This window comes from Rhodococcus sp. NPDC058532 (genome assembly GCF_042719255.1).
Classification (GTDB): domain Bacteria; phylum Actinomycetota; class Actinomycetes; order Mycobacteriales; family Mycobacteriaceae; genus Rhodococcus_G.
Genome location: NZ_JBHXNU010000016.1, coordinates 74,012 through 100,283, shown reverse-complemented (window position 1 = coordinate 100,283; position 26,272 = coordinate 74,012). Strand labels below are relative to the sequence as shown.

The 26,272-nt window shown below is 69.3% G+C and carries 26 protein-coding genes and 4 tRNA genes; 13 read left to right on the top strand and 17 right to left on the bottom strand.

The window, feature by feature from the left end; translation table 11 throughout:
- Nucleotides 1–270 precede the first annotated feature (270 nt).
- From ACFWQG_RS18415 to ACFWQG_RS18385, 7 genes are all read right to left on the bottom strand, one after another.
- On the bottom strand, nucleotides 271–1,311 hold the full coding sequence (locus ACFWQG_RS18415) for a hypothetical protein (protein ID WP_378509078.1): 1,041 nt from the start codon (nucleotides 1,309–1,311) through the stop codon (nucleotides 271–273).
- A gap of 188 nt (nucleotides 1,312–1,499) precedes the next feature.
- Nucleotides 1,500–2,210, bottom strand: a complete 711-nt coding sequence (locus tag ACFWQG_RS18410) for an FABP family protein (protein ID WP_378509077.1) — start codon at nucleotides 2,208–2,210, stop codon at nucleotides 1,500–1,502.
- Nucleotides 2,211–2,412: 202 nt separating this feature from the next.
- Nucleotides 2,413–2,718 carry a DUF1416 domain-containing protein gene (locus tag ACFWQG_RS18405; RefSeq protein WP_378509076.1) on the bottom strand — a complete coding sequence of 102 codons (306 nt, stop codon included), beginning with the start codon at nucleotides 2,716–2,718 and terminating at the stop codon, nucleotides 2,413–2,415.
- Between the two features lie 5 nt (nucleotides 2,719–2,723).
- Nucleotides 2,724–3,557 carry a sulfurtransferase gene (locus ACFWQG_RS18400; protein WP_378509075.1) on the bottom strand — a complete coding sequence of 278 codons (834 nt, stop codon included), beginning with the start codon at nucleotides 3,555–3,557 and terminating at the stop codon, nucleotides 2,724–2,726.
- Between the two features lie 70 nt (nucleotides 3,558–3,627).
- Nucleotides 3,628–4,119: a DUF4395 domain-containing protein gene (locus ACFWQG_RS18395; RefSeq protein WP_378509074.1), complete on the bottom strand. Its 492-nt coding sequence runs from the start codon at nucleotides 4,117–4,119 to the stop codon at nucleotides 3,628–3,630.
- A 208-nt stretch (nucleotides 4,120–4,327) separates the two neighbouring features.
- On the bottom strand, nucleotides 4,328–4,807 hold the full coding sequence (locus ACFWQG_RS18390) for a thioredoxin family protein (RefSeq protein WP_378509073.1): 480 nt from the start codon (nucleotides 4,805–4,807) through the stop codon (nucleotides 4,328–4,330).
- Complete coding sequence (locus ACFWQG_RS18385) at nucleotides 4,804–5,583, bottom strand: LmeA family phospholipid-binding protein (RefSeq protein ID WP_378509072.1); 780 nt, start codon at nucleotides 5,581–5,583, stop codon at nucleotides 4,804–4,806. Before ACFWQG_RS18385 ends, ACFWQG_RS18390 begins: the two co-directional genes overlap by 4 nt.
- A 184-nt stretch (nucleotides 5,584–5,767) precedes the next feature.
- Between ACFWQG_RS18385 and ACFWQG_RS18380 the strand changes: the two genes are divergently transcribed.
- From ACFWQG_RS18380 to pstB, 7 genes are all read left to right on the top strand, one after another.
- Nucleotides 5,768–6,535: a winged-helix domain-containing protein gene (locus ACFWQG_RS18380; RefSeq protein ID WP_378509071.1), complete on the top strand. Its 768-nt coding sequence runs from the start codon at nucleotides 5,768–5,770 to the stop codon at nucleotides 6,533–6,535.
- A complete protein-coding gene (gene mshD, locus ACFWQG_RS18375; protein ID WP_378509070.1) occupies nucleotides 6,536–7,450 on the top strand; it encodes a mycothiol synthase in 915 nt (304 codons plus the stop codon).
- 2 nt (nucleotides 7,451–7,452) lie between these two features.
- Nucleotides 7,453–8,178 carry a lysophospholipid acyltransferase family protein gene (locus ACFWQG_RS18370; RefSeq protein ID WP_378509069.1) on the top strand — a complete coding sequence of 242 codons (726 nt, stop codon included), beginning with the start codon at nucleotides 7,453–7,455 and terminating at the stop codon, nucleotides 8,176–8,178.
- Between the two features lie 183 nt (nucleotides 8,179–8,361).
- Complete coding sequence (gene pstS / locus ACFWQG_RS18365) at nucleotides 8,362–9,486, top strand: phosphate ABC transporter substrate-binding protein PstS (RefSeq protein ID WP_378509068.1); 1,125 nt, start codon at nucleotides 8,362–8,364, stop codon at nucleotides 9,484–9,486.
- A gap of 55 nt (nucleotides 9,487–9,541) precedes the next feature.
- Nucleotides 9,542–10,591 (top strand): phosphate ABC transporter permease subunit PstC, encoded by a 1,050-nt coding sequence (gene pstC / locus ACFWQG_RS18360; protein ID WP_378509067.1) that lies wholly within the window; start codon nucleotides 9,542–9,544, stop codon nucleotides 10,589–10,591.
- 1 nt (nucleotide 10,592) lies between these two features.
- Nucleotides 10,593–11,495 carry a phosphate ABC transporter permease PstA gene (pstA, locus tag ACFWQG_RS18355; RefSeq protein ID WP_378509066.1) on the top strand — a complete coding sequence of 301 codons (903 nt, stop codon included), beginning with the start codon at nucleotides 10,593–10,595 and terminating at the stop codon, nucleotides 11,493–11,495.
- Between the two features lie 48 nt (nucleotides 11,496–11,543).
- On the top strand, nucleotides 11,544–12,320 hold the full coding sequence (gene pstB, locus ACFWQG_RS18350; protein ID WP_378509065.1) for a phosphate ABC transporter ATP-binding protein PstB: 777 nt from the start codon (nucleotides 11,544–11,546) through the stop codon (nucleotides 12,318–12,320).
- 71 nt (nucleotides 12,321–12,391) lie between these two features.
- On the opposite strand, the gene ACFWQG_RS18345 is transcribed toward pstB, so the two are convergent.
- The 6 genes from ACFWQG_RS18345 to ACFWQG_RS18320 form a co-directional block, all read right to left on the bottom strand.
- Nucleotides 12,392–13,351 (bottom strand): endonuclease/exonuclease/phosphatase family protein, encoded by a 960-nt coding sequence (locus ACFWQG_RS18345; protein ID WP_378509064.1) that lies wholly within the window; start codon nucleotides 13,349–13,351, stop codon nucleotides 12,392–12,394.
- 98 nt (nucleotides 13,352–13,449) lie between these two features.
- A complete protein-coding gene (phoU, locus tag ACFWQG_RS18340) occupies nucleotides 13,450–14,121 on the bottom strand; it encodes a phosphate signaling complex protein PhoU (RefSeq protein ID WP_378509063.1) in 672 nt (223 codons plus the stop codon).
- Between the two features lie 104 nt (nucleotides 14,122–14,225).
- Nucleotides 14,226–16,214, bottom strand: a complete 1,989-nt coding sequence (locus ACFWQG_RS18335) for an LCP family protein (protein WP_378509062.1) — start codon at nucleotides 16,212–16,214, stop codon at nucleotides 14,226–14,228.
- Between the two features lie 116 nt (nucleotides 16,215–16,330).
- Nucleotides 16,331–17,485 carry a tRNA dihydrouridine synthase DusB gene (gene dusB / locus ACFWQG_RS18330; RefSeq protein WP_378509061.1) on the bottom strand — a complete coding sequence of 385 codons (1,155 nt, stop codon included), beginning with the start codon at nucleotides 17,483–17,485 and terminating at the stop codon, nucleotides 16,331–16,333.
- 92 nt (nucleotides 17,486–17,577) lie between these two features.
- Nucleotides 17,578–18,537 (bottom strand): acyl-ACP desaturase, encoded by a 960-nt coding sequence (locus ACFWQG_RS18325; protein WP_378509060.1) that lies wholly within the window; start codon nucleotides 18,535–18,537, stop codon nucleotides 17,578–17,580.
- Between the two features lie 188 nt (nucleotides 18,538–18,725).
- Nucleotides 18,726–19,328 carry a DUF937 domain-containing protein gene (locus tag ACFWQG_RS18320; protein ID WP_378509059.1) on the bottom strand — a complete coding sequence of 201 codons (603 nt, stop codon included), beginning with the start codon at nucleotides 19,326–19,328 and terminating at the stop codon, nucleotides 18,726–18,728.
- A gap of 129 nt (nucleotides 19,329–19,457) precedes the next feature.
- Between ACFWQG_RS18320 and ACFWQG_RS18315 the strand changes: the two genes are divergently transcribed.
- The gene (locus ACFWQG_RS18315) at nucleotides 19,458–20,045 is read left to right on the top strand and encodes a hypothetical protein (RefSeq protein ID WP_378509058.1); all 588 of its coding nucleotides are present in this window, start codon (nucleotides 19,458–19,460) and stop codon (nucleotides 20,043–20,045) included.
- 13 nt (nucleotides 20,046–20,058) lie between these two features.
- Here the strand turns inward: ACFWQG_RS18315 and ACFWQG_RS18310 are convergent, their stop codons facing one another.
- The 3 genes from ACFWQG_RS18310 to ACFWQG_RS18300 form a co-directional block, all read right to left on the bottom strand.
- On the bottom strand, nucleotides 20,059–20,514 hold the full coding sequence (locus ACFWQG_RS18310; RefSeq protein WP_378509057.1) for a hypothetical protein: 456 nt from the start codon (nucleotides 20,512–20,514) through the stop codon (nucleotides 20,059–20,061).
- Nucleotides 20,515–20,624: 110 nt separating this feature from the next.
- A complete protein-coding gene (locus ACFWQG_RS18305; protein WP_378509056.1) occupies nucleotides 20,625–21,014 on the bottom strand; it encodes a hypothetical protein in 390 nt (129 codons plus the stop codon).
- Nucleotides 21,015–21,285: 271 nt separating this feature from the next.
- Nucleotides 21,286–21,361: transfer RNA gene (locus ACFWQG_RS18300), tRNA-Lys, on the bottom strand.
- A gap of 94 nt (nucleotides 21,362–21,455) precedes the next feature.
- On the opposite strand from ACFWQG_RS18300, the gene ACFWQG_RS18295 reads away from it, so the two are divergent.
- The 5 genes from ACFWQG_RS18295 (at nucleotide 21,456) to ACFWQG_RS18275 (ending at nucleotide 23,852) form a co-directional block, all read left to right on the top strand.
- Nucleotides 21,456–22,469: a magnesium transporter CorA family protein gene (locus tag ACFWQG_RS18295; protein WP_378509055.1), complete on the top strand. Its 1,014-nt coding sequence runs from the start codon at nucleotides 21,456–21,458 to the stop codon at nucleotides 22,467–22,469.
- 248 nt (nucleotides 22,470–22,717) lie between these two features.
- Nucleotides 22,718–23,416, top strand: a complete 699-nt coding sequence (locus tag ACFWQG_RS18290; RefSeq protein WP_378509054.1) for a ScbR family autoregulator-binding transcription factor — start codon at nucleotides 22,718–22,720, stop codon at nucleotides 23,414–23,416.
- 81 nt (nucleotides 23,417–23,497) lie between these two features.
- Nucleotides 23,498–23,570, top strand: a tRNA-Glu gene (locus ACFWQG_RS18285).
- A gap of 95 nt (nucleotides 23,571–23,665) precedes the next feature.
- Nucleotides 23,666–23,739, top strand: a tRNA-Asp gene (locus tag ACFWQG_RS18280).
- 36 nt (nucleotides 23,740–23,775) lie between these two features.
- Nucleotides 23,776–23,852: transfer RNA gene (locus ACFWQG_RS18275), tRNA-Phe, on the top strand.
- A 67-nt stretch (nucleotides 23,853–23,919) separates the two neighbouring features.
- Here ACFWQG_RS18275 and katG read toward each other — a convergent pair.
- Nucleotides 23,920–26,148, bottom strand: coding sequence for a catalase/peroxidase HPI (gene katG, locus ACFWQG_RS18270; protein ID WP_378509053.1), 2,229 nt, complete (start codon nucleotides 26,146–26,148; stop codon nucleotides 23,920–23,922).
- Nucleotides 26,149–26,272 lie beyond the last annotated feature (124 nt).

Below are 26,272 nucleotides of genomic sequence, written 5' to 3'. Positions count from 1 at the left end.
GCGGTACACGAGGAAGGAGGTGGTCTGAAGTTGAAGAACTACAGGACGCGTGAGGTGGCTGTCCGCTAGCCAACGACGCCGAGGGGGTTCCCAACCGCGCCCGCGGCGGGCGAATCCCAGCAGCCACCCGGCCCCCGAGCCCCCGGTCCGTCCGATCGGGAGTCCACGACGACAAGCGTCCATCGTGGAACACGGCTCGGGGGCCGTTCTGTGCGCTCCGCGCCTCTGCCGAGGGGCGGCTCCGCTGCGCTTCGCGCCTGTGCGCGAATTTCACCCCACCTGGGGTACGGATCGCGCACAGTTCGGGCACGGATGTGCACCCCGCCATCCGTGCTCCTCGAGCATGACTCGGACCTCGGCGGCCGCCGTACAGGATTCGTCGTGAACCTCGTCCCACCCGTACACCAGCTGATCGGTGCCAGCGAGCGTCGCGGCGTTGATGCGTCTCCGGTCCCGACGCCGAATCGTTCGGGTCCGGTGCCAGCGGTGACCGTCGAGCCGGACGATGAGGTCGCCACGGCCGAACCGGTACACGACGTCCTCGTACAGCGTCACTCCGTCCACCACGACCGGGCCCTGCCTGGTTCCGCGCGGCAGGCCGTGCGCGTCCTCGACATCGAGGGCGTAGTGGAACTCGAGGACGGACTGGATGCCGTCCGCGATCATCACGCAGGCCGCCGCGATGGCCCGGTTGTAACGTCGCGGCTTTCGCTCGATGATCCGCGTCTGCAGTCGGGTCAGGTTGATGCCCGCGTTGGTGACGCTGGCGATCACCGACCCGTACGCCAGCTGCGCGGTCGGCATCGCGACCGCGAGGTCGAGTGCGGTGTCGGCGAGCGACGTCCGTGGCGGACACGTTGCCACCGCGATGTGGTTGAACGCCCGCGACCGGTGCACCGCGACCCCCGGATGCAGCTGGTCGCCAATCCGGGGCACCGGTTCGTGTTCGCGCGTCGGGCACGACACCCGCCTGGGGAGCTGGCCGACGGCCGAACGCCCGTACGGCACCGTGATGTGGACCTGTTCATCCGGTGCGACCGGCTGAAAGCCCCACTCTTCGGCGGCGGTGTCGTGGCTGAGGACAGCGGCGTCGCCACCGAACAGCAGCGCGGCCTGCAGCGTCATCGGCCGGGTCAGTGGTCCGGTGGTTGCCGCGTAGACGCCGAACAGCGGATTGGTCCACTGGCCGGATTCGACGAGGTACTGCACGTGTTTGCGGGTATAGCCGTGGCGGCGGGCCTGCCGGGCCGACAGGAGTCCGTGCTGGGTGTCGAGGAGTCGTTGGAGCGAGGCGTCTGTTGGTGTGATCATGCGGCCAAGGGCACCGCGACGGCCCGACAGGTTCGACGACAAGACCGGGTTATCCACAGATGGCTGTGGATAAGAATGCTCGCGGAACTGTGCGTGATGTGTACCCCGACAAGGGTGAAATTCGCGCACGGGCGCGGAGCGCGGCGGGGTGATCAGGCGCCAGCTCGGCGGTGGCGGGGGAGCCGCCGTCAGCCGATGTAACGGGACAGCCGCGCCGACAGGTGCGGCTTGAGTTCACCGTCGGCGAGAATGCGTTCCTCGACGTAGGCGAGGTCCCCGCCCTCGACGATGCCGTACAGGCGCTTCGCGCCGCCGACCAGGGCGCCGTGCTTGCTGCGGATCACGACGTCGGTCGCCAGTTCCCAGCTGGACTGGGTCAGCGCGGTGCCGTAGTACAGCTCGACGACACCGGACGCGTGGGTCAGGAGCAGCTCGACGACCTCCTCGTCGACGCTGCCGGGGATCCCGTCGCCTGCGACCCGCCAGTATCCGCTTTCGCGCAGGCCGGGGCGGACGTAGTTCCCGTCGGAGTCCAGCACCCACGACCGGGATTCCCAGTGCAGGTAGTTGCCGCCGTCGTGCGAGACGACGATCTGCTGGCCGAACGGATAGTCGTCGCCGGTCTCGGGGTCGTGCCCCTCGCCCTCGCCGCGCCACACGCCGACCAGCGGCAGGACCGCGAGCAGCTCCTCGTTCAGGTCCGGACCGAGCCGCAGGTTCGCGGTGTCCTCGGGCAGGGGGAGGCCGGGCAGGGTGGGTACGTTCAGTGCCGCGGTGTCCTTGGCGCGTTCGATCGCGTCGGCCACGGCCTGATCGCCGCTGCCGCGGCGTACCGTCGGAGCGGGCGACTCGTCCTGGGGATCGACGGCGCCGTCGGCGTCGTCGCCGGTCCGGCTCACGGCTTGTCGGTGACCAGTCGGTACACGACGTACAGCGAGAACCAGGTAATCAGAATGGCTGCGAGAACCAGCAGCACCTCGAAGAAGATGACCACGAGAACAGTTTAGACCGCCGTCATTCGGGTGGTGACGGCGGGATGCCCCGCGGAACGAGGTCGGCCCCGCAGCCCGGGACGGGGTGCGGGGCCGACACGATTCGTCCCTACTTGCTGACGGTGATGTCCACGTTGTGGATGCCGTTGGCCTCGGGGCTGATGGTGCTGTCGCCGTTGCCGGTGCTCGACAGGGCGCGGACGGTCCAGGTGCCGGGGGCGGCGAAGAACCGGAAGTCGCCGGTGCCCGACGCGACGACCTCGGCGGTGAATTCACCGGTGCCGTCGAGCAGCCGGACGAACGCGCCGCCGACGGGCTGCCCGTCCGAGGCGAGCACGCGGCCGGTGATCACGGTTTCCTTCGACGCGTCGACGCCGGCGGGCAGGGTCTGACCCTGAACAGGTGCTCCACACATATTGACTACGCTCCCAGTTCGATCGGTGCGCCGACGAGTGAGCCGTACTCGACCCAGCTGCCGTCGTAGTTCTTGACGTTCTGCTTGCCGAGGATCTCCTGCAGCACGAACCAGGTGTGGCTCGAGCGCTCGCCGATGCGGCAGTACGCGATGGTCTCGCGGCTGTCGTCGAAGCCCTTGTCGGCGTACAGCTTGGTGAGGTCCGCGTCGGACTTGAAGGTGCCGTCCTCGTTGGCGGTGGTGCTCCACGGGATGTTGATGGCGCCCGGAACGTGGCCACGCTGCTGCGCCTGCTCCTGCGGCAGGTGCGCAGGAGCGAGGATCTTGCCCGCGAACTCATCGGGGGAGCGGACGTCGACCAGGTTCTTCGCCCCGATCGCGTTGATCACCTCGTCGCGGAACGCGCGGATCGAGGTGTCGGCCTCCTCGGCCTTGTAGTCGGTTGCCGGGCGGACGACCTCGGCGCTGGACAGCGGACGGCCGTCGAGCTCCCACTTCTTGCGGCCGCCGTCGATCAGCTTGACGTCCTTGTGGCCGTAGATCTTGAAGTACCAGTACGCGTAGGCCGCGAACCAGTTGTTGTTGCCGCCGTAGAGGATGACGGTGTCGTCGTTGGCGACGCCCTTGGCGGACAGCAGTGCGGAGAACTTCTCCCGGTCGAGGAAGTCGCGACGGACCCCGTCCTGGAGGTCCTTGCGCCAGTCGAGGCGGATGGCGCCCTCGATGTGGCCGATGTCGTAGGCCGAGGTGTCTTCGTCGACCTCGATGAACACCGTCTTCGGCGCATCGAGGTTCTGCTCGGCCCAGTCGACAGAGACCAGAACGTCGGAGCGTGCCATGGGTTTCCTTTCGTACGTGACTTGCGTGGAACGGATGGGGTGACCGTGTCGTTGCCCGGGACCGGTGCGGCTACGAGACGATCGGGGCCTGCCTGCGGAACCGGGCGACGAGGGGATACACCTGGCAGCCGAGGCAGAAACCGACGGCGGCATTGAGGAGCGCCGCGAACAGGGCGAACCCGGTGGCGACGGTGCCGAGCAGGGTCAGTCCGGTGAGGAACCCGACGACCCCGACCGTTGCGAAGACGCCGCCGACGAGCTGCGCGAACTTCAGCGGCGCGACCGGTTCGCGTTCGGTGACCGCGCCGAGGCGCGGGGCGACGGCCAGCGCGAACAGTCGGCCGTAGGGGCTGCGGCGCGGCCCGACGACGGCGCCGACCACGAAGACGGCCGCCTGCGCGGCGAGGAGCAGGCCCGCGGCGACGGGGGAGGCGGCGGACACCACGAGCACGGCGACCAGTACCGCGGTGGTGACCCAGGCCGCGAATCGGGGGCCGCGGACGTCGACCTGCGCGTCGACGGCGGAACCGGGCGGGGTGGGGGTGGTGACGGGGGTTGGCATCGTGTTGCTCCTGCATTCATGCGACGTGGACGTGTGGTCCAGGGCAGGGAGTGTCGATCCGATCGGGGCCTCGCGGCGCTCAGGCGGGGGCGGGCCGGGGGAACGTGCGGATCAACAGCAGGGACAGCAACAACCGCCGATGCGGCACAGATCGACTGCGCGGCGTCGGGTGAGCAGCAGCTCCTTGGCGGTGTGCACGACGGCGAGCTTACCGGTTTTCGCTGGAATCTGAACCCTTCGGTTCGCAGAGTGGGACCAGCGCGGCCTCCAGATCCGCCGCGGTCGGCACCCCCGACACCCGGAACCGCTGTTCGCCGGACCCGTCGAGGATGAACGTCGTCGGAAGGGACAGCACGCCGAGCTCACGCGCCAGGGCCGGGTGCTCGTCGATGTCGAGTTCGAGGTCGACGGGGCGGGGCACATCGGGGGCAAGGCGCCCGTCGAGCGCGCTGAGGGTCTGGGCGACGACGCGGCGCACCGCCGCGCAGGGGCCGCACCAGTCGGCCGAGAAGTGCAGGACGGTCGGGCCTGCGTCGGGGACGCCGACCGCGGCGAGCAGGGCGGCGCGGGTGTCGGTTGGGTCGACGGCGGGGGTGGTTGCCCGGACCGTGCCCGACCGCGACCGCAGGATCAACGCGACCACCAACGCCGCGACCAGCACGACCGCCAGCACCACGATCCCGGTCACTGGGTCACCATCTCGTCGAGGTTGATCACCACGTTGTCGCCGGAACCCTCGATCGCGACCTGGGATCCCTCCGCGTAGACCTTGGTCGGGCGCACCCCGAACGGCAGCTTCTCGACGTCGATCTGCCGGGTGAACAGCCCGAGCACGGCGGGCTTGAGCGGTGCGGGAACGGTGAAGTCGGCCTGCCCCTCCGGGCCGAAGTACAGGTCGGTGGCGACGATCGTGACGTTCTCGCCGTCGAGGACGAGGTCGGCGGTCACGCTGACGGTCGCGCGCACCGGGCCCACCGGCACGGTTCCGGTGAGCACGATGCCCCCGCCGGTGCTCATGCCGGACCCGCCCGACCCGCCGGTGCCGTCGGATCGGTCGGCGGGCGGAGCAGATACCTCGAGGTCCGGGATGCCCAGGTAGGCGCCGAGGCTGGTTGCCTCGATCTTGACTCGTCCGTCGAGCCGCTCGACCGGGACGGTACCCACCGAACCGCCGAGCAGGTCCGACGCCGGGATCTGCACCCCGTGCAGGTCCGCCTCGATCGAGACGTCCCCGAGTTCGGCGCTCGGCACCCCCCGCGCCCGGACCTCGACATGCCGGTAGCGGCCGTCCGCGACCTGCGCCAGGAACGGGAATCCGGTGATCGTCACGTCGGGGTCCGAGTTCAGGCCCGCGCCGGCCCGCAGGCTCCGGGACACCCGGTACTCCGAGTACGCGGCCGCGCCGAAGTCCACGACAACGACCAGCGCCAGCAGGCACGCGACGGTGAGTATCAGTTTCCGCACCCTGACATTGTGACCGACCGGGGTGACCCGGCCGCAGGCCGCGGGCAGGTAGCGGTGGGTGTGTTCCGGGACGCGCTAGTCTGTACCGCGTACTTGACGTCACGTCCGGTGTCAGCGTCGCCCCCGGCTCGGAACGTTACTGTCGGCCGTGCTCCGGCACGCAAAGCGGCAAGAAGGGGAGGCTGTGGAGCTGCTCCTGCTGACCTCCGACCCCAATCCCGAGTCGGTGCTGCCCTCCCTCGCGTTGCTGGCGCACACCGTCCGCCCCGCACCGACCGAGGTCTCGTCCCTGCTCGACGCCGGATCCGCGGACGTCGCGCTGGTCGACGCCAGGACGGATCTCGCCTCGGCGCGCGGACTGTGCCGGTTGCTCGGCAGCACCGGATCGGCGATTCCCGTCGTTGCGGTGCTCACCGAGGGCGGACTCGTCGCGGTGAACTCCGACTGGGGTCTCGACGACATTCTCCTCCCCGGGACCGGCCCGGCCGAACTCGATGCCCGGCTGCGGTTGCTCGTCGGGCGCAGCGGCGGTGACGCGAGCCAGGAGGCGTCGGGGAAAATCACCCTCGGCGAGCTGACGATCGACGAGGGCACCTACACGGCACGGCTGCGGGGCAGGCCACTCGACCTGACCTACAAGGAATTCGAGCTGCTCAAGTACCTCGCGCAGCATGCGGGACGGGTGTTCACCCGAGCGCAGCTGCTGCAGGAGGTGTGGGGGTACGACTTCTTCGGCGGCACCCGGACCGTGGACGTGCACGTGCGGCGGCTGCGCGCGAAGCTCGGCCCGGAGTACGAGTCGCTGATCGGCACCGTTCGCAACGTCGGCTACAAGGCGGTCCGGCCAAGCAGGAAGGCGGGCGCCGGTGCGGCGCGTCCCGACGACGAGGACGACCTCGGTGACGATCCCGACGACAGCGAGCTCAGCACGACGAACGGGTCGGTTCGATAGATGACAGACGAGGCGCCGCGCGGATTCGACCACCTGGATTCGCTGCAGGAGAAGCAGATACGCGACCTGATCGACCGGGCGGCCGGGGTGGACGGCACCGAGCCGGTCTCCGAGCAGGCGGTGCACAGGCTGTCCGGGCGATCGGACACCGAGCACCTGCTGTGGACCGTCGACGGCGCGGTCGTCGGGTACGCGGGCGTGGAACCCGCCCACGGTGAGCATCCCGCGATGGTGGAGGCCGTGGTGGATCCCGGTCACCGCGGGCGCGGCATCGGCCGGGCGCTGGTGTCCGCGGCGCTGCGCCGTGGCGGCCCCGGCACCCGGGTCTGGGCGCACGGGGACCTACCCGCCGCTCGTGCGGTGGCCAGCAGGCTCGGGTTGACCCCGGCGCGTGAGCTGCTGCAGCTGCGTCGGCGGCTCGACGCGCCGCCGCTGCCGGACGTCCCGGTCCCCGACGGGGTCACCCTGCGCACCTATGCCGGACCCGGGGACGATGCGGGGCTGCTGCGCGTCAACGCGGCCGCGTTCGACTGGCACCCGGAGCAGGGCTCCTGGACGCAGCGGGAGATCGACGAGCGGGTCGCCGAACCCTGGTTCGATCCGGCCGGATTGTTCGTCGCCGCGGACTCCGTGACGGGCGAGATGCTCGGCTTCCACTGGACGAAGGTGCACGACGCGTCGGGTGCCGACCCGGCGATCGGGGAGGTCTACGTCGTCGCGATCGCGCCGTCCGCGCAGGGACGCGGGCTCGGCCGCCTGCTGACGGTCGCGGGTCTGCGATACCTGCGGGACCGGGGCCTCGGCTCGGTGCTCCTCTACACCGAGGCGGACAACACGTCGGCGCTGCACACGTACGACCGGCTCGCCTTCGAGCGGTTCCACGTCGACGTCGCATACGCAGGGTACGAAGGGTAAGCATGTTCTATTGGCTGTTGAAGTACGTGTTCGTCGGTCCGTTCATCCGGCTGTACAACCGTCCCAAGGTCGAGGGGCTGGAGAACATCCCGACCTCCGGGCCCGCGATTCTCGCGGGTAACCACCTGTCGATCGCGGACTGGCTGTTCGCCCCGCTGTCCTCCCCGCGGCGAATCACCTACCTGGCGAAGAGCGAGTACTTCACCACCCCCGGGTTCCGGGGTGCGCTGCAGAAGGCGTTCTACGCGGGGGCAGGCCAGGTGCCGATCGACCGCAGCGGCGCGAACGCCGCGAACGCCGCGCTGGACACCGCCCGCCGCCTGCTCGACGAGGGCAAGCTGGTCGGCCTGTTCCCGGAGGGCACCCGCTCGCCCGACGGCAGGCTCTACAAGGGCAAGACGGGTGCCGCCCGGCTCGCGTTGGCCACCGGGATCCCGGTGATCCCGGTCGCGGTGGTCGGCACCGACGAGATCTGCCCGCCCGGGCCGTTCCGCTGGCGTCGGAAGCGGGTGCAGGTCACGTACGGCGCGCCGCTGGACTTCTCCCGCTTCGAGGGGATGGCGGGCAATCGGTGGGTCGAGCGGACCGTCACCGACGAGATCATGTACGAGCTGATGCGCATGTCCGGGCAGGAGTACGTCGACGTGTATGCCGCGTCGCTGAAGAATGCCTCCGCGGACGCCGACGTCGTCCGCGACTTCCGTACCCCGGAGTCCAAGGCGGGCTGACGCGAACTGTGCGTGATGTGCACCACCACTGGGGTGCAGATCACGCACCGGCGGCGACGCCATCAGCAGCTGTTCACCTTCCGTTCATCTCCTCGGGACCGGCTGTCCACCCCCCGCCCCTACCTTTCAACGGCAGGGCGGCGCGGTGCTGCCCGACTGACGATTCTCCCGGAGGGATCCAGCGTGAACTTCAAGCGCAATGCTGCCGTGCTCGGTGTGGCTGCGGTCGGGGCGATGACCCTGGTCGCGTGCGGCAGCGACGACAACTCGTCGTCGTCCGGCACCACGGTCAACAGCGCCGCATCGAATGCGACCTGCGAGGGCAAGGAATCGCTGTCCGCGGCCGGGTCGTCCGCGCAGAAGAACGCGATGGACGAGTTCGTCGCCACCTACATCGCGGTGTGCCGGGACAAGGGCAAGGACGTCAAGGTCGCCTACAACCCGACCGGCTCCGGTGACGGCCGCACCCAGTTCATCGCGGAGCAGATCGACTTCGCCGGCTCCGACTCGGCGATCAAGGGCGATCAGGCCGCCGCAGCGAAGGACCGCTGCGCGGGCGGCGACGCGTGGAACCTGCCGCTGGTGTTCGGGCCGGTCGCGATCGCGTACAACCTGGATGGCGTGACGGACCTGACGCTGAGTGGCGAGGTGCTCGCGAAGATCTTCAGCGGCGTGATCACCAACTGGAACGACCCGGCGATCGCGGCGCTCAACGGCGACACCGCCCTGCCGGACCAGAAGATCACCCCGATCGTGCGGTCGGATTCCTCCGGCACCACCGACAACTTCCAGCAGTACCTGACCGCCGCCTCGAACGGCGTCTGGACCAAGGGCGCCGGGTCCGACTTCGTCGGCGGCGTCGGTGAGGGCGCGAAGGGGTCGGCTGGCGTGTCCCAGGCCGTCGCCGGGTCGTCGGGGTCGATCACCTACGTCGAGAAGTCGTTCGCCGACCAGAACAAGCTGGCCATGGCGAAGATCGACTCCGGCGCCGGTGCGGTCGAGCTGACCGAGGCGTCCGCGGGCAAGGCCATCGAGGGCGCGACCTTCAAGGCCGAGGGCGTCGGCGACCTGACCCTGGACCTGAACTCGATCTACGGGACCACCGAGGCCGGGGCGTACCCGATCGTCCTCGCCACCTACTCGATCGTATGCTCCACCGGGTACGACGCGGACACCTCGGCCGCGGTCAAGTCGTTCCTCACGAGCGCCGCGAACGAGGGGCAGGCGAATCTGGCGGAGCAGGGCTACGTGCCGCTGCCCGGCACGGTGCAGGACAAGCTGAACGCGTCGATCGCCGCGATCGCCTGAGTGCGGTCCACCGCCGCACCGCTCTATATTCGGACCTAGCAGATTGCGAGCGCAGATGAGCGACGCGCCAACCCAGTCGGCGCTGCCCGCACCCGGCCCCGGTGACCCCGGGGCCGGGGCGGGTGGTCCGCTCGGAGCATCGGAGGACCCGATCCGTACCCCGTCCGCGACACCTGGCAAGGCGGTGGTCCGTCCGGGCGACCGGATCTTCACCACCCTCGCGAAGGGGTCGGCGGTCTTCATCTCGGTGCTGATCGGTGCGATCGGCGTCTTCCTGATCTGGCGTGCGGTCCCCGCGCTCTCGCGCAACGAGGTCAACTTCCTGACCAGCCGGTCCTGGGTCACGACCGACATCGACCACCTGGCGTTCGGTGTGCTCGACCTGCTGCAGGTGACGGTCCTGGTGTCGCTGTTCGCGTTGGCACTGGCGATGCCGGTCGCGCTGGGCATCGCGATCTTCCTCACCCAGTACGCGCCGACGCGGCTCGCGCGGCCGCTCGCGTACGTGATCGACCTGCTCGCGGCGGTCCCGTCGATCGTCTACGGCCTGTGGGGTCTGCTGATCTTCGCGCCGGCGATCCGGCCGCTTGCGATGTGGCTGAACGAGAATCTGGCGTGGATCCCGCTGTTCTCCGACGGGTCCGGGTCCATCCAGGGCGGCGGCACGATCTTCACCGCGGGCATCGTGCTCGCGGTGATGATCCTGCCGATGATCACCGCCGTCACCCGCGAGGTCTTCAACCAGACGCCGGTCGCGCACGTGGAGGCGGCGCTGGCGCTCGGCGCAACCAAGTGGGAGGTCGTCAAGACCGCGGTCCTGCCGTTCGGTAAGTCCGGCTACATCAGCGGGTCCATGCTCGGCCTCGGCCGGGCGCTTGGCGAGACGATGGCCCTGTACATGATCCTGCGGACCACCGCGGCCAGCGCCACCTGGTCGCTGTTCGACGGCGGCTCGACGATCGCGTCGAAGATCGCCCTCGGATACGCCGAATTCAACAACGACATCCAGGCCGGCGCCTACATCGCCGCCGGGCTGGTGCTGTTCGTGCTGACCTTCGTGGTCAACGCCGCGGCCCGCGCCGCGGTTGCCGGGAAGAAGGACTGACATGACGACCACGATGGATCGACCGGTCAAGGCGCCGACCTTCCAGGGCGTCAGCGCGCGGCGACGCACCAGCGACCTCATCGCCAGGGTGCTGGTCACCGGGTCGGTGCTGCTGGCGCTGGTGCCGCTGGTGTGGGTGCTGTTCACGGTGATCCAGAAGGGCTTCGCGGCGATCACCAGCCCCACCTGGTTCACGCATTCGCTCAACGGCCTGTCCGCGTCCTCGTCGGGCGGCGGCATCTACCACGCCCTGATCGGTACCATCCTGCAGGGACTGGTGTGCGCGGCGATCTCGATCCCGCTCGGCCTGTTCGTCGCCATCTACCTTGTCGAGTACGCGGGCCGCTCGAAGCTCGGCAAGCTCACCACGTTCATGGTCGACATCCTGTCCGGCGTCCCGTCGATCGTCGCGGCCCTGTTCATCTTCGCGCTGTGGATCGCGACGTTCGGCTTCCCGAAGTCGGCGTTCGCGGTGTCGCTGTCGCTGGTGCTGCTGATGGTTCCGGTGGTGGTGCGCTCCACCGAGGAGATGCTGCGGATCGTGCCGCAGGACCTGCGGGAGGCGTCGTACGCGCTCGGCGTGCCGAAGTGGAAGACGATCATGCGGATCGTCGTCCCCACCGCGCTGCCCGGCATCATCACCGGCGTGATGCTGGCCCTCGCCCGGGTGCTCGGTGAGACCGCGCCGCTGCTGATCCTGGTCGGCTACGCGTCCTTCATCAACTTCGACATGTGGGGCGGGGAGATGGGGTCGCTGCCCGGCGTCATGGTCGCGGAGATGAACAACCCCACCGCGGCCGGATCCAACCGGATCTGGGGCGCGGCGCTGACCCTGATCCTGCTGATCGCGGTCCTCAACATCGTCGCGAAGCTGATCGGGCACCTGTCCCGGGTCCGCAAGTGACACCCCGACTTCCCGCCATTCGAGTCACCACCATGCAAGGGAGCCATCATGGCCAAGCGTCTTGATCTCAAGGACGTCAACATCTACTACGGCAAGTTCCACGCCGTCGCGGACGTCGGCCTGTCGGTGCACCCGCGCAGCGTGACCGCGTTCATCGGCCCGTCCGGTTGCGGCAAGTCCACCGTGCTGCGGTCGATCAACCGGATGCACGAGGTCACCCCGGGCGCGCGTGTCGAGGGTGCCATCCTGCTCGACGGCGAGGACATCTACGGCTCGCAGGTCGACCCGGTCGGTGTGCGCAAGACCATCGGCATGGTGTTCCAGCGTCCGAACCCGTTCCCCACCATGTCGATCCGGGACAATGTCGTCGCGGGCCTGAAGCTGCAGGGGGTCCGCAACAAGAAGGAACTCGACGAGGTTGCGGAGAAGTCGCTGCGTGGTGCCAACCTGTGGAACGAGGTCAAGGACCGGCTCGACAAGCCGGGCGGCGGCCTGTCCGGCGGTCAGCAGCAGCGACTGTGCATCGCCCGCGCCATCGCCGTCTCGCCCGACGTGCTGCTGATGGACGAGCCCTGCTCGGCGCTGGACCCGATCTCCACCCTCGCGATCGAGGACCTGATCACCGAGCTGAAGCAGGACTTCACCATCGTGATCGTCACGCACAACATGCAGCAGGCCGCTCGGGTCAGCGACCAGACCGCGTTCTTCAACCTCGAGGCCACCGGCAAGCCCGGCAGGCTGGTCGAGATCGACGACACCGAGCGGATCTTCTCCAACCCGTCGCAGAAGGCGACCGAGGACTACATCTCGGGCCGCTTCGGCTGACGTCGACCGGGTGGTTACCGGAACATCAGCCGCGAGCGGTGTCCGACATCCGCCCGGTCGGCGGTCGCAAACTAGCGGAGGCGAATGTCGGCGATCAGCCCGTGATGGTCGGAGCCGGTGATCGGGACCCGCTCGAGGTGGGTGACGGCCGCGCCCCGCGTGATGATTCGGTCGATGCCGGTGACCGCGGGATACCAGCGGTGCGCGGGCATCGTGGGCAGCAGCCCGGCCCCCGCCTGGTCGGCGGCGTCGACGTAGCCGCCGGTGAGCAGGTCCCGGTACTGGCGTTGCGTCCAACTCGCGTTGAAGTCGCCTGCCGCGATGACCGTGTCGTGGTCGGCGGCGGCGAACTCCCGGCCGAGGGCTCGCAGTTCGGCGGCCCACATCGGCGCCGGGAACAGGTAGGCGGGCGCCGGGTGGACGGCGAACAGGGCCACCGGTTCGGCGCGGCCGACATCGAGATCGGCGGCCAGGTTCGCCGACAGGTATCCGTCGAGCATCCGGGTGTTCGATAGCGGGAAACGGCTGTAGATCCCGCCGCCGAGCCCGCCGGGACCGAGCGGCACCAGGTAGCGGTGCGGAAGCAGGTCGTCCAGGCCCGCTGCGGCCAGCCCGGTGATCGACTCGTCCGTCACCTCCTGCACGGTGACGACGTCCACGTCCCGGTCCCGGATCGTGTCGACCAGCGCGACCGGATCGGCCTGCCCCACCTTGACGTTGGCCTGCAGCACGCGCAGCGTCGGGCCGGTCGCGGTGACGGTCGGGCCGGCGAGGTAGAGCGGCGCGAGCAGCCACACCCCGAGCGCGCAGACCAGCAGGCACCCGACCTGAACAAGCCAGCGCCGCGCGAGGGTGGCGGCCACCGCACCGATCATCGTGACGACGAGCAGCATCGGGGTCCATCCCGCGAGCAGGACCGGAATCCGAACCTCGACCGTCAGCACCGACGCGAGCAGGCCCGCGCCGCCGAGCAGCCCGCAACCGGCGGCGAACACGCCCGCCGCGTACCGGTAGGTGTCGTCGCGGGGCACGGCACCGATCTTGGCACCGTCACGCGAACGGGCGGTTGCCGGGGCATCGCGCGGGTGCGCGGCCCGGCAACCGCCCGTTCGGTGGTTGCGTCGTGCGGTCAGGCCAGTTCGCCGCCGTCCTCGGGCTCGGCGGGCATCTTGCCGGTGACGAGGAAGATGACGCGGCGCGCCACCTCGACGGCATGGTCCGCGAAACGCTCGTAGAAGCGGCCGAGCAGGGTGACGTCGACCGCGGCGGCGACGCCGTGCTTCCACTCCCGATCCATCAGCACGCTGAACAGGTGCCGGTGCAGGTCGTCCATCGCGTCGTCCTCCTCCTGGAGTCGCGCGGCGCGTTCCGGGTCGTGCGTCTCAAGCACCTCCCGTGCCGCGGCACCCAGCGCGACGGCGAGCCTGCCCATCTCCGCGAAGTAGCCGTTGACCTCCTCCGGGAGGACGTGGTTCGGATGTCGCCGACGGGCGATCTTCGCGACGTGCAGGGCGAGCGCGCCCATCCGGTCGATGTCCGCGACGATCTGGATTCCGCTGACCACCTGCCGCAGGTCACCGGCGACCGGCGCCTGCAACGCAAGCAGGGCGAACGCCCGCTCCTCGCAGACGACGCTGAGCTCGGTGATCTGGTCGTGGTCGCTGATGACCTGCTCGGCGAGGGAGAGGTCGGCCTGCAGCAGCGACTGCGTCGCCTTCTCCATCGCCGCACCCGCGAGACCCGCCATCTCGCCGAGCGTGTCGGCGAGTTCGGTCATCTGTTCGTTGTATGCCACGCGCATGAGGTCACAGCCTAGTTCGCGCAGGGGACCAAGTCACGAGCTCCCGGTGAACGGGGGGTGAACGACGACGCACGTCAGGGTGTGAAACGGCCTGCGGTCGGGCCTCACGCGCAGGCGTCGTCGCCCGCGTTGGTGAAGGCCAGGTCGGCGGGCAGCTCCTCGATCGTGGTCCCCGAGATGACCGTCGACTTCGGCGCGATCTTCGGGTGCAGCGCCGCCCCCGCCTGCTGCGGCGCGACGATGGTGCCGTCGAAGTCGGAGCCGAGCACGACGTCGACGATGCCGTCCAGGTCGTACGCCTCGAGGAGCTGGGCGCCGGGAATCGTCGCGGCCACCGTCGCGGCCTGCGCCTCCGCGCCGGGGCCGAACCGCACCAGCGTCGACGAACTGGTGCCGCTGTAGTTGCCGACACTGTAGATGGAGAAGCCGTTGGCGCCGAGGGCCTCCGCCGCCTGCGCGGCGATGCCGGTCACCCCGGACGCGTTGGAGACCTGCACCGACACCATCGACGGGTGGAGGGCCTGCACCGCTGCGGCCGGGGTGGGCGTGACCGCGGTGGACGGCGCGGCGGCCGCCTCCGTCTCCGCCGGTTCCGGGGTCCGCTCCTCGCCGGGTAGCGGCTCGTCGTCGATGATCGCCCGGAAGATCGACTTGATGTCGTCGAGGCGGGGGATCTCGTTGCCGAGCTCGTTGGTCCCCGCGGTCGGCACGGTCAGGAAGGTGACCGCACCGGCGTCCACCTTCTGCAGCGACCGGCCAAGCGTCACCAGGGATTTCGTGTCCACGTTCTGCACGAACGTCTCGCGGGTGAACGCGTTGATGAACCCGTTGAGCTTGCCCGGATCGAACAGCACCTTGTTCGACATCGCCCCCCGCAGCAGCGACGACAGGAACATCTGCTGACGCTTGATGCGGCCGTAGTCGCCGTTGCCCTCCGCCTCGACCTTCCTGGCGCGCACGTAGTTCAGGGCGGTCGCGCCGTCGACGGTCTGCTTGCCCGCGCGCGGGAGGACGGTCCCGAGCTCGCCGTCGATCAGCGGGGCCGTGGTGCAGACCTCGACGCCGCCGATCTCGTTGACCATCGACTCGAACCCGGCGAAATCCATGCCGATGAAGTGCCCGATCTTCAGTCCGGACAGTTTCTGAATGACCTTCACCAGGCATTTCGGTCCGCCGTAGGCGTAGGCGGAGTTGAGTTTGTCGTTGTCGGCGCCGTAGTTGGTCTCGCTGGTGTACTTGCCCGCGCTGTTGTCCCAGGCCTGGCAGTCCGGGCGGACGATGTCGAGATCCCTGGGGAAGGACACCGCGACCACCCTGCTGCGGTCGGCGGGGACGTTGACGAGGATGACGGTGTCGGCGCGGGCGCCCTCGGCGTCCGCAACCGATCCGGCGCCCAACCCGCCGTTCGCGCCGGCCCGGGTATCGGTGCCGACGATCAGGTACGTCTCGTCGCCGTACTGCCCGCCGGGGTCGACGACGTCGCTGCTCTCCAGATCGAGGGCGGCAACCTGACTGAATCCGTTGTCCGTCGCCCGCAGGTAGCCCCAGACGACGCCGGTCAGGGCGAGCACCACCACGGCGAGCAGCGCGGTCCCGGTCCGGCCGGCCACCCGAAGTCGACGCTGCTTGCGGCGCTTGCTCGCCACGAGCCGGCTGGTCGCGTCGGACTCGGCCGGATCCTCGGGGGCGACCGCGGTCGGGGCCGCCCGATACAGCCAACTGGTGCCCGCGGGCTTCGGTTCGACCTCCGACGCGCTGTCCGCGACGGGGGTGATCTCGGTGGGCCCGTCGTCCTTGCCGACCCGCTGCATCAGCTCGGCGACAGTGAGTCGGTCGCTCGGGTCGCCGTCGGTGCGGATCCGGCCGCTGTCACCCGGCGGTGTCGGCCCGGGCTGCGGCGGGGTCGGCGGCTTCGGCGGCGGAGTCCGCGGCCGTTCCGGCGGTGCGGAAGGGTCCGGGCGGTTGCCGAGCTGCTGCTCGGGCGGGCTCGGCTCGGGTCGGGGGCGGGGCACCGGCCTGCCGACGCGGGAGATCGGTCTCTCCCAGGGAGCGCGACCTTCGGGCGCGGTGCCCGGTTCGTGATCGTCGCCCAACGGGGTGCCCCTACCTCTCCTGCGCTACACGCACGCGTCGTCGCCGTCGGCTCGCGGCGGTGCACACATGATACTGATCGAACCTGTGGGTTCCAGCCGCGCCGAGTCGATGCAGGTCAGCCGCCCGAGTGCATGAGGTCGGCGCCCGCGGGAACGAGGCAGTCGTCGGGGTCGTCGAGCCACCCGTCGGGGAGCGCGACGGTGCCCGGCGACCCCTGCCGTCCGCGGGGGCCCTCGGCGTCCTTCGGGAACGGGACATCGGCGGGCAGCTCGGCGAGCAGGCCGTCCAGCTCCTCGAGGGTCGACACCAGCGCCATCGCCACCCGCATGTCGGATCCGGCGGGGAACCCGCGCAGATACCAGGCGACGTGCTTGCGTAGCTCGCGCATGCCCTTGTCCTCGCCGTGGTGCGCGGCGAGCAGTTCGGCGTGCCTGCGGATGATCGCGGCCACCTCACCGAGGGTCGGCGGCGTCGGCATCGCGGTCCCGTTCAGCGCGGCGCTGAGCTCGGCGAACAGCCACGGGCGGCCCAGGCAGCCACGGCCGACGACGACGCCGTCGCAGCCGGTCTCGGCCATCATCCGCTGCGCGTCCTCGGCGGCGAAGATGTCGCCGTTGCCGAGCACCGGGACGTCGGTGACGTGCTCCTTCAGGCGGGCGATCTCGCTCCAGTCGGCGGTACCCGAGTACCGTTGCGCGGCCGTCCGTGCGTGCAGCGCCACGGCGGCAGCGCCCTCACCGGCGGCGATGCGCCCGGCATCCAGGTGGGTGTGGTGGTCGGCGTCGATCCCGACCCGCATCTTCACGGTCACCGGGATGTCGGTGCCTTCGGTGGCCCGCACCGCGGCCGCGACGATCTGCCCGAACAGGCGCCGCTTGTACGGCAGCGCCGAGCCGCCGCCCTTGCGGGTCACCTTCGGGACCGGGCAGCCGAAGTTCATGTCGATGTGGTCGGCCATGTTCTCGTCGACGATCATCTTCGCTGCCGCGTAGGTGGTGTCCGGGTCGACCGTGTACAGCTGCAGCGACCGCGGCGTCTCCGTCGGGCCGAAGGTTGTCATGTGCAGGGTCCCCGGCTGGCGTTCGACCAGCGCGCGGGCGGTCACCATCTCACACACGTACAGGCCGGAGGTGCTGCCCGCCCGTTCGAGCTCGAGTTCCCGGCAGAGGGTGCGGAACGCCACATTCGTGATACCCGCCATCGGCGCAAGTACGACGGGACTGCGCAGCTCCAGCGAGCCGATACGCAGATGCTGGTCAGCGGAAGACATCGATTACCTCGGAAAAGTCTGTGCCCGGCACCGGGGTTCGGTGCCGGGCACAGGATAGCCGCTCCGCCGGGGATGACCCGGGGTCGCCGACCTCAGGAGGCCGGTTCCTGCAGTTCACGCCTGCGCGCCTCACGGGCCAGCATGCGGTCCCGCTGCTCCTCGAACTTGGCGGCCTGCAGGCCGAGGTCATCGACGAACGAGGACAGCTGCTCGCGGGCGGCCTCGCCTGCGCCGGAGAAGTCGGTGCGGTCGAAGATCCGCCACTTCCGCAGGACCGGCATCACCACCTCCTCGAGGTGCTGCCGCAGGTCGTAGATGCCGTGCTTGGCCATCAGCACACCGTTGCGCCGGAAGTTCGGCATGCCAGCGCCGGGCATCTGGAACTTCGTGATGACATCCGTGATCGCGGCGATGGCCTGATCCGGAGCTAGATCGAGCGCGGCCTCGCAGATGTTCCGGTAGAAGATCATGTGCAGGTTCTCGTCCGCAGCGATGCGGGTGAGCATCCGGTCGGCGATGTCGTCGTTGCACGCCTTGCCGGTGTTGCGGTGCGACACCCGGGTCGCCAGTTCCTGGAAGGTCACGTAGGCGACCGACGAGAGCAGGCCGCCGGTGTCGGCGGGGGAGGCGTACCCGTTGGTCATGTGGATCATCCGCGCCTCTTCCAGCGCGACCGGGTCGACGCCCCGGGTCACGACCAGATAGTCGCGCAGCACGATGCCGTGCCGATTCTCCTCGGCGGTCCACCGTCCGACCCAGGTGCCCCATGCGCCGTCCCTGGAGAAGTTCTCGGCGATCTCGCGGTGGTAGGAGGGGAGGTTGTCCTCGGTGAGCAGGTTCGTGATCATCGCCGCCTTGGCGACCGGATCGAGCCGGGACTGCTCCTCGTCCCAGTCGTCACCGCCCATCGCGGCGAAGTTGCGGCCCTCGTCCCACGGGACATAGTCGTGCGGATGCCAGTCCTTGGCCATCGACAGGTGGCGGTTGAGATTCGCTTCGGCCACGGGCTCCAGTTCCTGCAGCAACTCGAGCTGGGTCAAAACTCTGGCCATCACTTGCCTCCATGCGTCGCGGAATCGGCTCAACCTAGCCTACGGGACCGTAACCATGTTTGAGATCCGATCGATCCGCTCATGGCGCTACAAGGTCACGTCGACCACCCTGCGAACCATCGCGGTGGAGCGGCGTCTCGTTACGTGGCCGACGGCAGCGCAGCACGGGTGCCGCCGGCCACGCGCGACTATCGGCGACCGCCGCCGAGCAGGCCGCCGAGCAGGTCACCGAGGCCGCCGCTGCTCTTGCCGCTGCCGCCGAGCAGGCCGCCGAGGACGTCGCCGAGCCCGCCGCCGCTCTTGCCTCCGCCGCCGAGCAGGCCGCCGAGCAGGTCGCCGAGCCCGCCGCCCGGTGCGGCGGACGCCGCCTGCGTCCCGCCCGCACCGCCGCCACCGAACTGCTTGGCGACGAACGTGAGGACCAGCGGCGCGAGGAGGGGCAGCAGCTTGGTCATCAGGGAACTGCCGCCCGCCCCGTCGAGGCCGCCGAGCGTGCTGGCGACCTGGTTCGCGTTGTCGCCGAAGACGTGGCCGACGATCTTCTCGCCGTCGGCCTCGTCGACCTGAGCGAGATCGACCCCGCCGTCGAGCAGCGAGCTGGACTGGTGCTGGGCGAGGGCTGCCTCGAGGGAGGCGGCGCCGCTCGCGTCCTGTGCGTTGGCTTCGAGGCCGCCGAGGAGCGTCGGGACCGCGGATTTCACGGCCGCCGTCGCGGTCGTCTCGTCGACGCCGAGTTTGGCGGCGATGTCCGCGATCGGGATCTGGGCGAGAAGTTCGTCGAGGGAGGCCATGGTGCTCGCTTTCGTGCTGGGGTTCGCGATGGACAAACCTTCTCGACGCACCGTATTGGACGAATCCGGCGCAGAGGTGGATCGTCGTGTCGCGTGGCGCGTGTCGGTTCCGCGGGCGAGGATGGACGGATGAGCACGAATGAGGTGCCGACCGCCCCGCGCTCCGGCATGCCGCCGTGGTTGCGGAAGACGATCTGGGGCCTAGTGCTCGTCGTCGTCCTTGTCGTCACCTACTTCGTTCTTGCCGCGTTCCTGCCCCGGTGGTGGGCGCAGCAGGCCGGGTCGCTCGCCGCGGCAAGCATGACCCGAGGGATTCTGTGGGGCCTGACCTTCGGGTTCGTGTGCACGCTGGTGCCGCTGGCTCTGTTCGCTGCGGCGTGGCGATCCCGACGGTGGCGGTACGCAAAGGTGACGGTGGTCGCGGCCCTCGTCGCCGCCCTGCTGATTGCCGCGCCGAACCTGCTGACGTTGTCGGTCGTGGTCGGCACCAACTCCGCCGCGCATGCGGGTGAACGGATCCTCGACGTCGACGCCCCTGGCTTCCGCGGGGCAACGCTGGTCGGGGTTGTGGTCGGCGCGCTCGTCTTCGGTGTCCTGGTCTGGTTGACGCTGCGGTACCGCAGGCGCGGTGACCAGCTGTCCCGGCTGCGCGAGGACGCCCGGCAACGGGAGGAGCGCGAGCGGGCGGACCGCGAGGAGACGCCGCCGTCGGCCTGACGGCCGGATCGACTCACCGCCCGCGCGGCACCCACGGGTCGGCGATCGGGGACCGACGACGGTGTCGCGCCGGGGCGGGCTCGTCCCGGCGCGCGAGCAGCCCCAGCACGCCGACCGCGAGGACGACGGCGCCCGCGACGACGGCAACGGCCGTCGCCGCGGTGGTGCCGTCGGGGAAGGCCATCGCGAGCGGGGTCACCAGCAGCGCCAGCCCGAGGACCACGAGAGCCCAGTGGCTGGTGCGTGATTCGGTCGTCATCGCCCACAACCCCGCCGAATAGGCGATCAGCCCGAGGATCAGGATGGTCCCGGTGACCGCCTGATCGCCCTGGGTCGGTAGCCACAGGCTGAGCAGGACGAGGGCTACACCCGTCGTCACCACAAAGACGTCCCTGCGCACCTCGCTGGCGTGTGCGGTGTCCCGGGTGCGCGTGTACATGTTGTTCGCGTCAGCGACATCCACGGTCATGGCGGCCTCCCTGAATCCGGACCTCTGGAGACCATTCTGATCCCGCAGCGTGTGGGATGTCGACCCACTTCGCCGGGGTCGCCCGGATTGCCGGATCCGGGCCCGAAAGATCAGGAGGCCGGGGCGCGCAGTCGATCGAGGGTGCGCTGCGCGGCAGCTCGGGTCTGCTCGGCCGTCGGAGCGCAGGCGCGCGCCTGCAGGTGGCCGCGGCACAGGTCCTCGACGGTGTCGAAGCCCCCGGGCAGCCCGGCGGTCCGGCGGACCACCAGTCGGACCAGGCGCCCGAGTGATGCTGCCTGGTCGTCGGTGAGCGGGGACTCCGCCGCGTCTTCCAGGGTCCGGAAGGTGGCGTGCCCCAGGTCGGTGTCGCTGGAGCGGGTGGCGGCGGAATCGGCGATACGCGCTCCGGTGCACGGTCGGTGCAGCGTCGCCGAACGCGGACGGGTCGCGGATGCGGGCCGGGTGTGGTCGATGCCGATGTGCCCGTGAGGAGACGTCATCTCCGCTCACCGCCTTCTTCTGCCCTTGTCGAACCCTGACCGTGCCCATGCAATCGCGTCGGTCTCGGCCGCGAATTTCGTTGATTCATGGCCAAGTTGGCCATTTCGCACCGATCGCCGCCCACCAAGTGGTATCAGACCCCGCCGGATACGGACATCCCCGCCCGCGGAACTTGAGGAAAGCGTTACCAAGTCGAGTCCGCCTGGTGGGGTGCCGTGCAGGTTCATCGAAAACGAAAAATCCCACCAGGCGTGGTTCCTGGTGGGCGGGTGGTGCCCCCTCTCGGGCTCGAACCGAGGACCTGCGGATTAAAAGTCCGTAGCTCTACCAACTGAGCTAAAGGGGCAGTGCTGCAGCAGTCTAGTTGGCGCGCGGGGGCGGTCGGCCTCCGGGGCTTCGGGGCGGGCCGGGGTCAAGATGGTCGGGTCGAGGAGGTGGCGATGGCGTCAGCGAGCGTGCAGGTGTCCTGTCGGGTGCGCAATCGACTCTACGTCGACGGGGCGCTGGCCGGGGTCGACCTGCCGCTCGCGGATCTCGCCTCGCACCGGTCCGAGCAGAACGCCCTGATCTGGGTGGACCTGCTCGCCCCGTCGGTCGCCGACATTGTGGCGTTGTCGCCGTTGATCGGCGGGGAGGTCGGGTTGCATCCGCTCGCGGTCGAGGGCGCGGTGTCGGGTCGGCAGCGCCCCCGACTGGTGCGGTTCCGCGATCACAATCTGCTGCACGCCCGCGCGGTCCGCATGCAGGCCGGGTCCGACAACCTTGCCGGAACCGACGTCTCGATCTTCATCCTGCCGCGGGCCCTCATCACGATCCGCGGCGACGACGGATTCGCGATCGACCCGATCCTGGACGACTGGGACGACAACCCGGACCTGACGTCATACGGGGTCGGGTTCCTGCTGCACAGTGTGCTCGACAACCTGGTCGACGGGTACTTTGCCGCGATCGACCTTCTTGACGACCAGATCCAGAATCTCGAGGACGCGCTGCTGCTCGGGGAGGGTCCGAAGAATGCGGTCCAGTTGCGCAGTTTCGTATTGCGCAAGGCGGTCGCCCACCTCGGGCGGGCGGTGTTGCCGATGAACGAGGCGCTGAGCGCACTGCTCCGGCAGGGGGTGCATGTACTCGATGGGGACCTGGTGCCGTACTACCAGGACGTGTATGACCACACGCTCCGCGCGACCGAACGGATCGACGGGATGCGCGACACGATCGAGTCGATTCTCGCGACACATCTTGCGATGCAGGGAAATTCGCTGAACGAGATCATGAAGAAGCTGACCGCCTGGGCGGCGATCATCGCGATCCCGACGGGGGTCACCGGCTACTTCGGACAGAACATCCCGTTCCCGGGATACGGCGACACCGCGGGATTCTGGTTCAGTGCGGCATTGCTGCTCGTGTTGGGGTTGGGGCTGTGGTGGAACTTTCGCCGGCGGGACTGGCTGTGACGGGCCGCGGGGGGCGGAGAACTCGGGTGCGCACCCCCCTCCGGCGCACCCGAGCCAACCAAAGCGTACCACCTGGTGTGTTACGGCAGGGCGCCTACCTTACTTGCCGGTAGTATCTTGCGTCCCCGGTCGGCGGTGTGGTGGTGCGCCCAAATCGCCGTTGCCGGGGTTAGGGTTGATCGAGGTCTTCTGTGGCCTGTCGGGGTGCACCATTCGACTTGCAGGTTTCGGAGGCGGGACAAGCTCACATGGCACGTCAACAGGAACGCGCGCGGCGGACCCGCGCGGCGATCGTCGAGGCCGCGGCGGTCGAGTTCGCCCGACGCGGATACGCGGCGGCATCGGTGAACACCATCCTTGAGGGCTCCCATGCGACCAAGGGGGCGATGTACTTCCACTTCGATTCGAAGGAGGACCTCGCGCGCGCGGTCATGGCTGCCGCGCTCGAGCGGTACACCGAATCGACCGACCGGTGGAAGCGCGTCGATGCCGACCCCCTTCAGGTGCTGCACGCGATCATCGCCGAACTGGCGGACCGATTCGCCGACGAGGTGATCGTCCAGGCCGAGTTCCGGCTCATCATCGAGCCGGAGTTCTACTCGGACGTGCGCGCCGGGGGCAGCCAGGTGTGGGGGCACACCGCGCACGAGCTGGTGCTGCGGGCCCAGCGGGAGGGTCTGCTGCGGCCGGATGCGGATCCGGTGGTGTTCTCCCGGGTGTTGGGGGCCTGCCTTGCCGGTCAGCGCTACATGCTCGACCTGACCACGGACAGCACCGGCCTGCGGGAGCGGTTCGACGAGGCATTCGAGGTGCTGCTGCAGGCGATGGCGGCCGAGGACTGGCTTGAGGCATGGCGCAGGGAGGGCTGGCAGGACCTCGCATCGCTCGCCACCGCCGCCGCAACGGTCGAAAACGCCTCGGAAACCGGCGATGACCAGCCGATTTGAGTTCTCCGAAAGATGTGTCCTAAGCTATGCGAGCTCCCAACGGAACAGCCGTTGAGGGTACTTGCCGGAGAGATTCGGCGGGCCCCCTTCGTCTAGCGGCCTAGGACGCCGCCCTTTCAAGGCGGTAGCGCGGGTTCGAATCCCGTAGGGGGTACGGATTTGGGAAGTAGCGGGTTCGCCTGCTAGGTTTCAATCCGAGCAAGACCGAGGGCCACAGCCAGTGGCACTCACGATAAAGAGGTACAGCAAGGCCCTGTGGCGCAGTTGGTTAGCGCGCCGCCCTGTCACGGCGGAGGTCGCGGGTTCGAGTCCCGTCAGGGTCGCTTAGTAAGCGAAGGCATTCGGTTCGGGTGCCGCCCGGCCAGGTAGCTCAGTTGGTACGAGCGTCCGCCTGAAAAGCGGAAGGTCGCCGGTTCGATCCCGGCCCTGGCCACCAGGCCATGAAACTCCCAACTCATCCGAGTTGGGAGTTTCTGCGTTGTCGGGACGGTGCTGGTCCGCGCTCAGTGAAGGTCGAATCGGTCCAGGTTCATCACCTTCACCCACGCGTCGATGAAGTCGTGCACGAACCGCGGTCCCGCATCGTCGCAGGCGTAGACCTCCGCGAGGGCGCGCAGCTGAGAGTGCGAACCGAAGACGAGGTCGACCGTGGTGGCCGACCACCGGGCCTCGCCGGTCCCGCGATCCCGGCCCTCGTAGACGTTCGCGTCGGACTCGGACGGAGTCCAGACGGTGCCCATGTCGAGAAGGTTGACGAAGAAGTCGGTGGTCAGCACGCCGGGCCGGTCGGTGAGGACGCCGTGCGGGCCGCCGCCGTGATTGGCGCCGAGGACCCGGAGACCACCGACGAGCACCGTCATCTCCGGCGCGGTCAGATCGAGCATGTACGCGCGCTCCCGCAGCAACTGCTCCAGCGGAGCCTTCTCGTCGTCGCGGGCGTAGTTGCGGAACCCGTCGGCACGGGGTTCGAGGACCGCGAACGACGCCGCGTCGGTGTCCGCCTGCGAGGCGTCGGTGCGCCCCGGTGCAAACGGCACCGTCACCTCGACACCGGCGTCCTTCGCCGCCTTCTCGACGGCGGCGGATCCGGCGAGGACGATCAGGTCGGCCAGCGACACAGCCCGTCCTCCGCCTGCCGAGTCGTTGAAGTCCCGTCGAATCCGGTCGAGCACCGGCAGCACCTCGGCCAACTCGGTCGGCTGGTTCACGTCCCAGTCCTTCTGCGGTGACAGCCGAATCCGAGCCCCGTTGGCGCCGCCGCGCTTGTCGGTGCTGCGGAACCCCGCGGCCGCCGCCCACGCCGTCCGGACCAGGCGGTCCACCGACAGCCCCGACTGCAGCACGGCGGCCTTGAGCGTGGCGACGTCCCCGTCGTCGACCAGCGGGTGGTCGACGGCGGGCACCGGGTCCTGCCAGAGTTGCGGCTCGGGCACCCACGGCCCGAGGTAGCGCGAGACCGGCCCCATGTCGCGGTGCAGCAGCTTGTACCAGGCCTTCGCGAAGGCGACGGCCAGTTCCTCGGGATGATCGAGCCACCGGCGGGTGATCTCGGCGTAGATCGGAGATTCCCGCAACGAGATGTCGGTGACCAGCATGGTGGGGGCCCGTCCCGGGCCGCCGAAGGGGTCCGGGATCGTGCCCGCGCCCGCACCGTCGCGCGCCACGTACTGCCACGCGCCCGCGGGGCTCTTCGTCAGCTCCCACTCGTACCGATAGAGAATGTCAAGGAAGGTGTTGTCCCACGTCGTCGGGGTTGGTGTCCACACCACCTCGAGCCCGCTGGTGATCGCGTCCGCGCCTGAGCCGGTGCCGTAGGCGCTCTTCCACCCGAGGCCCTGCTCCTCGAGTGGGGCGGCCTCCGGCTCGGGCCCGATCAGGTCCGGGTCGCCAGCGCCGTGTGTCTTGCCGAAGGTGTGGCCGCCGACGATGAGTGCCGCGGTCTCCTCATCGTCCATCGCCATCCGCCCGAACGTTTCGCGGATATCGTGGGCTGCGGCAATCGGATCCGGTTGTCCCTCAGGTCCTTCGGGATTCACATAGATCAGGCCCATGGTCGTGGCGCCGAGCGGCTTCGCCAGTTCCCGCTCACCGCTGTAGCGCTTGTCGGTGCCAAGCCACTCGTCCTCGAGTCCCCAGAAGACCTCCTCCGGTTCCCAGATGTCCGGTCGACCGAACCCGAAGCCGAACGTCTCGAACCCCATCGACTCAAGCGCGCAGTTGCCTGCGAAGACGAGCAGGTCGGCCCAGGAGATCGACTGTCCATACTTCTGCTTGACCGGCCACAGCAGGCGCCGGGCCTTGTCCAGGCTGGCGTTGTCGGGCCAGCTGTTGAGCGGGGCGAAGCGTTGGGCGCCCTGCCCGGCGCCGCCGCGGCCGTCGGCGATGCGGTAGGTGCCCGCGCCGTGCCAGCTCATCCGGATGAACAGGCCACCGTAGTGGCCGTAGTCGGCGGGCCACCATTCCTGCGATGTCGTCATGAGATCGAACAGGTCGCGCTTGAGGGCCTCGACGTCGAGCTTCGCGAACTCGCTCGCGTAGTCGAAGTCCCCGCCCAGCGGGGTCGACCGGGACGAATGCGCGTGCAGGACCGACAGATCCAGCTGATTCGGCCACCAGTCCTGATTGGTGTACGGGCGGTGTGCTCGGGGGGTCGGTGCGGCGATCACCGGATTCTCGCTGTCGCTACCCTCGGACCGGCGTTCCTCGGCGTTCGGCGTGCGTTCTTCGGACACGGCGTTCCTTCCCGGAGCGGATGAATCGACCCGTGCTCACGAAGGCGAGCGGGGCCTTCGAGCGTTGTGGATACCTAGTCAGAATGGCACTTATCCGAAATCAGTCAACAGCCGTCCCTGCCGG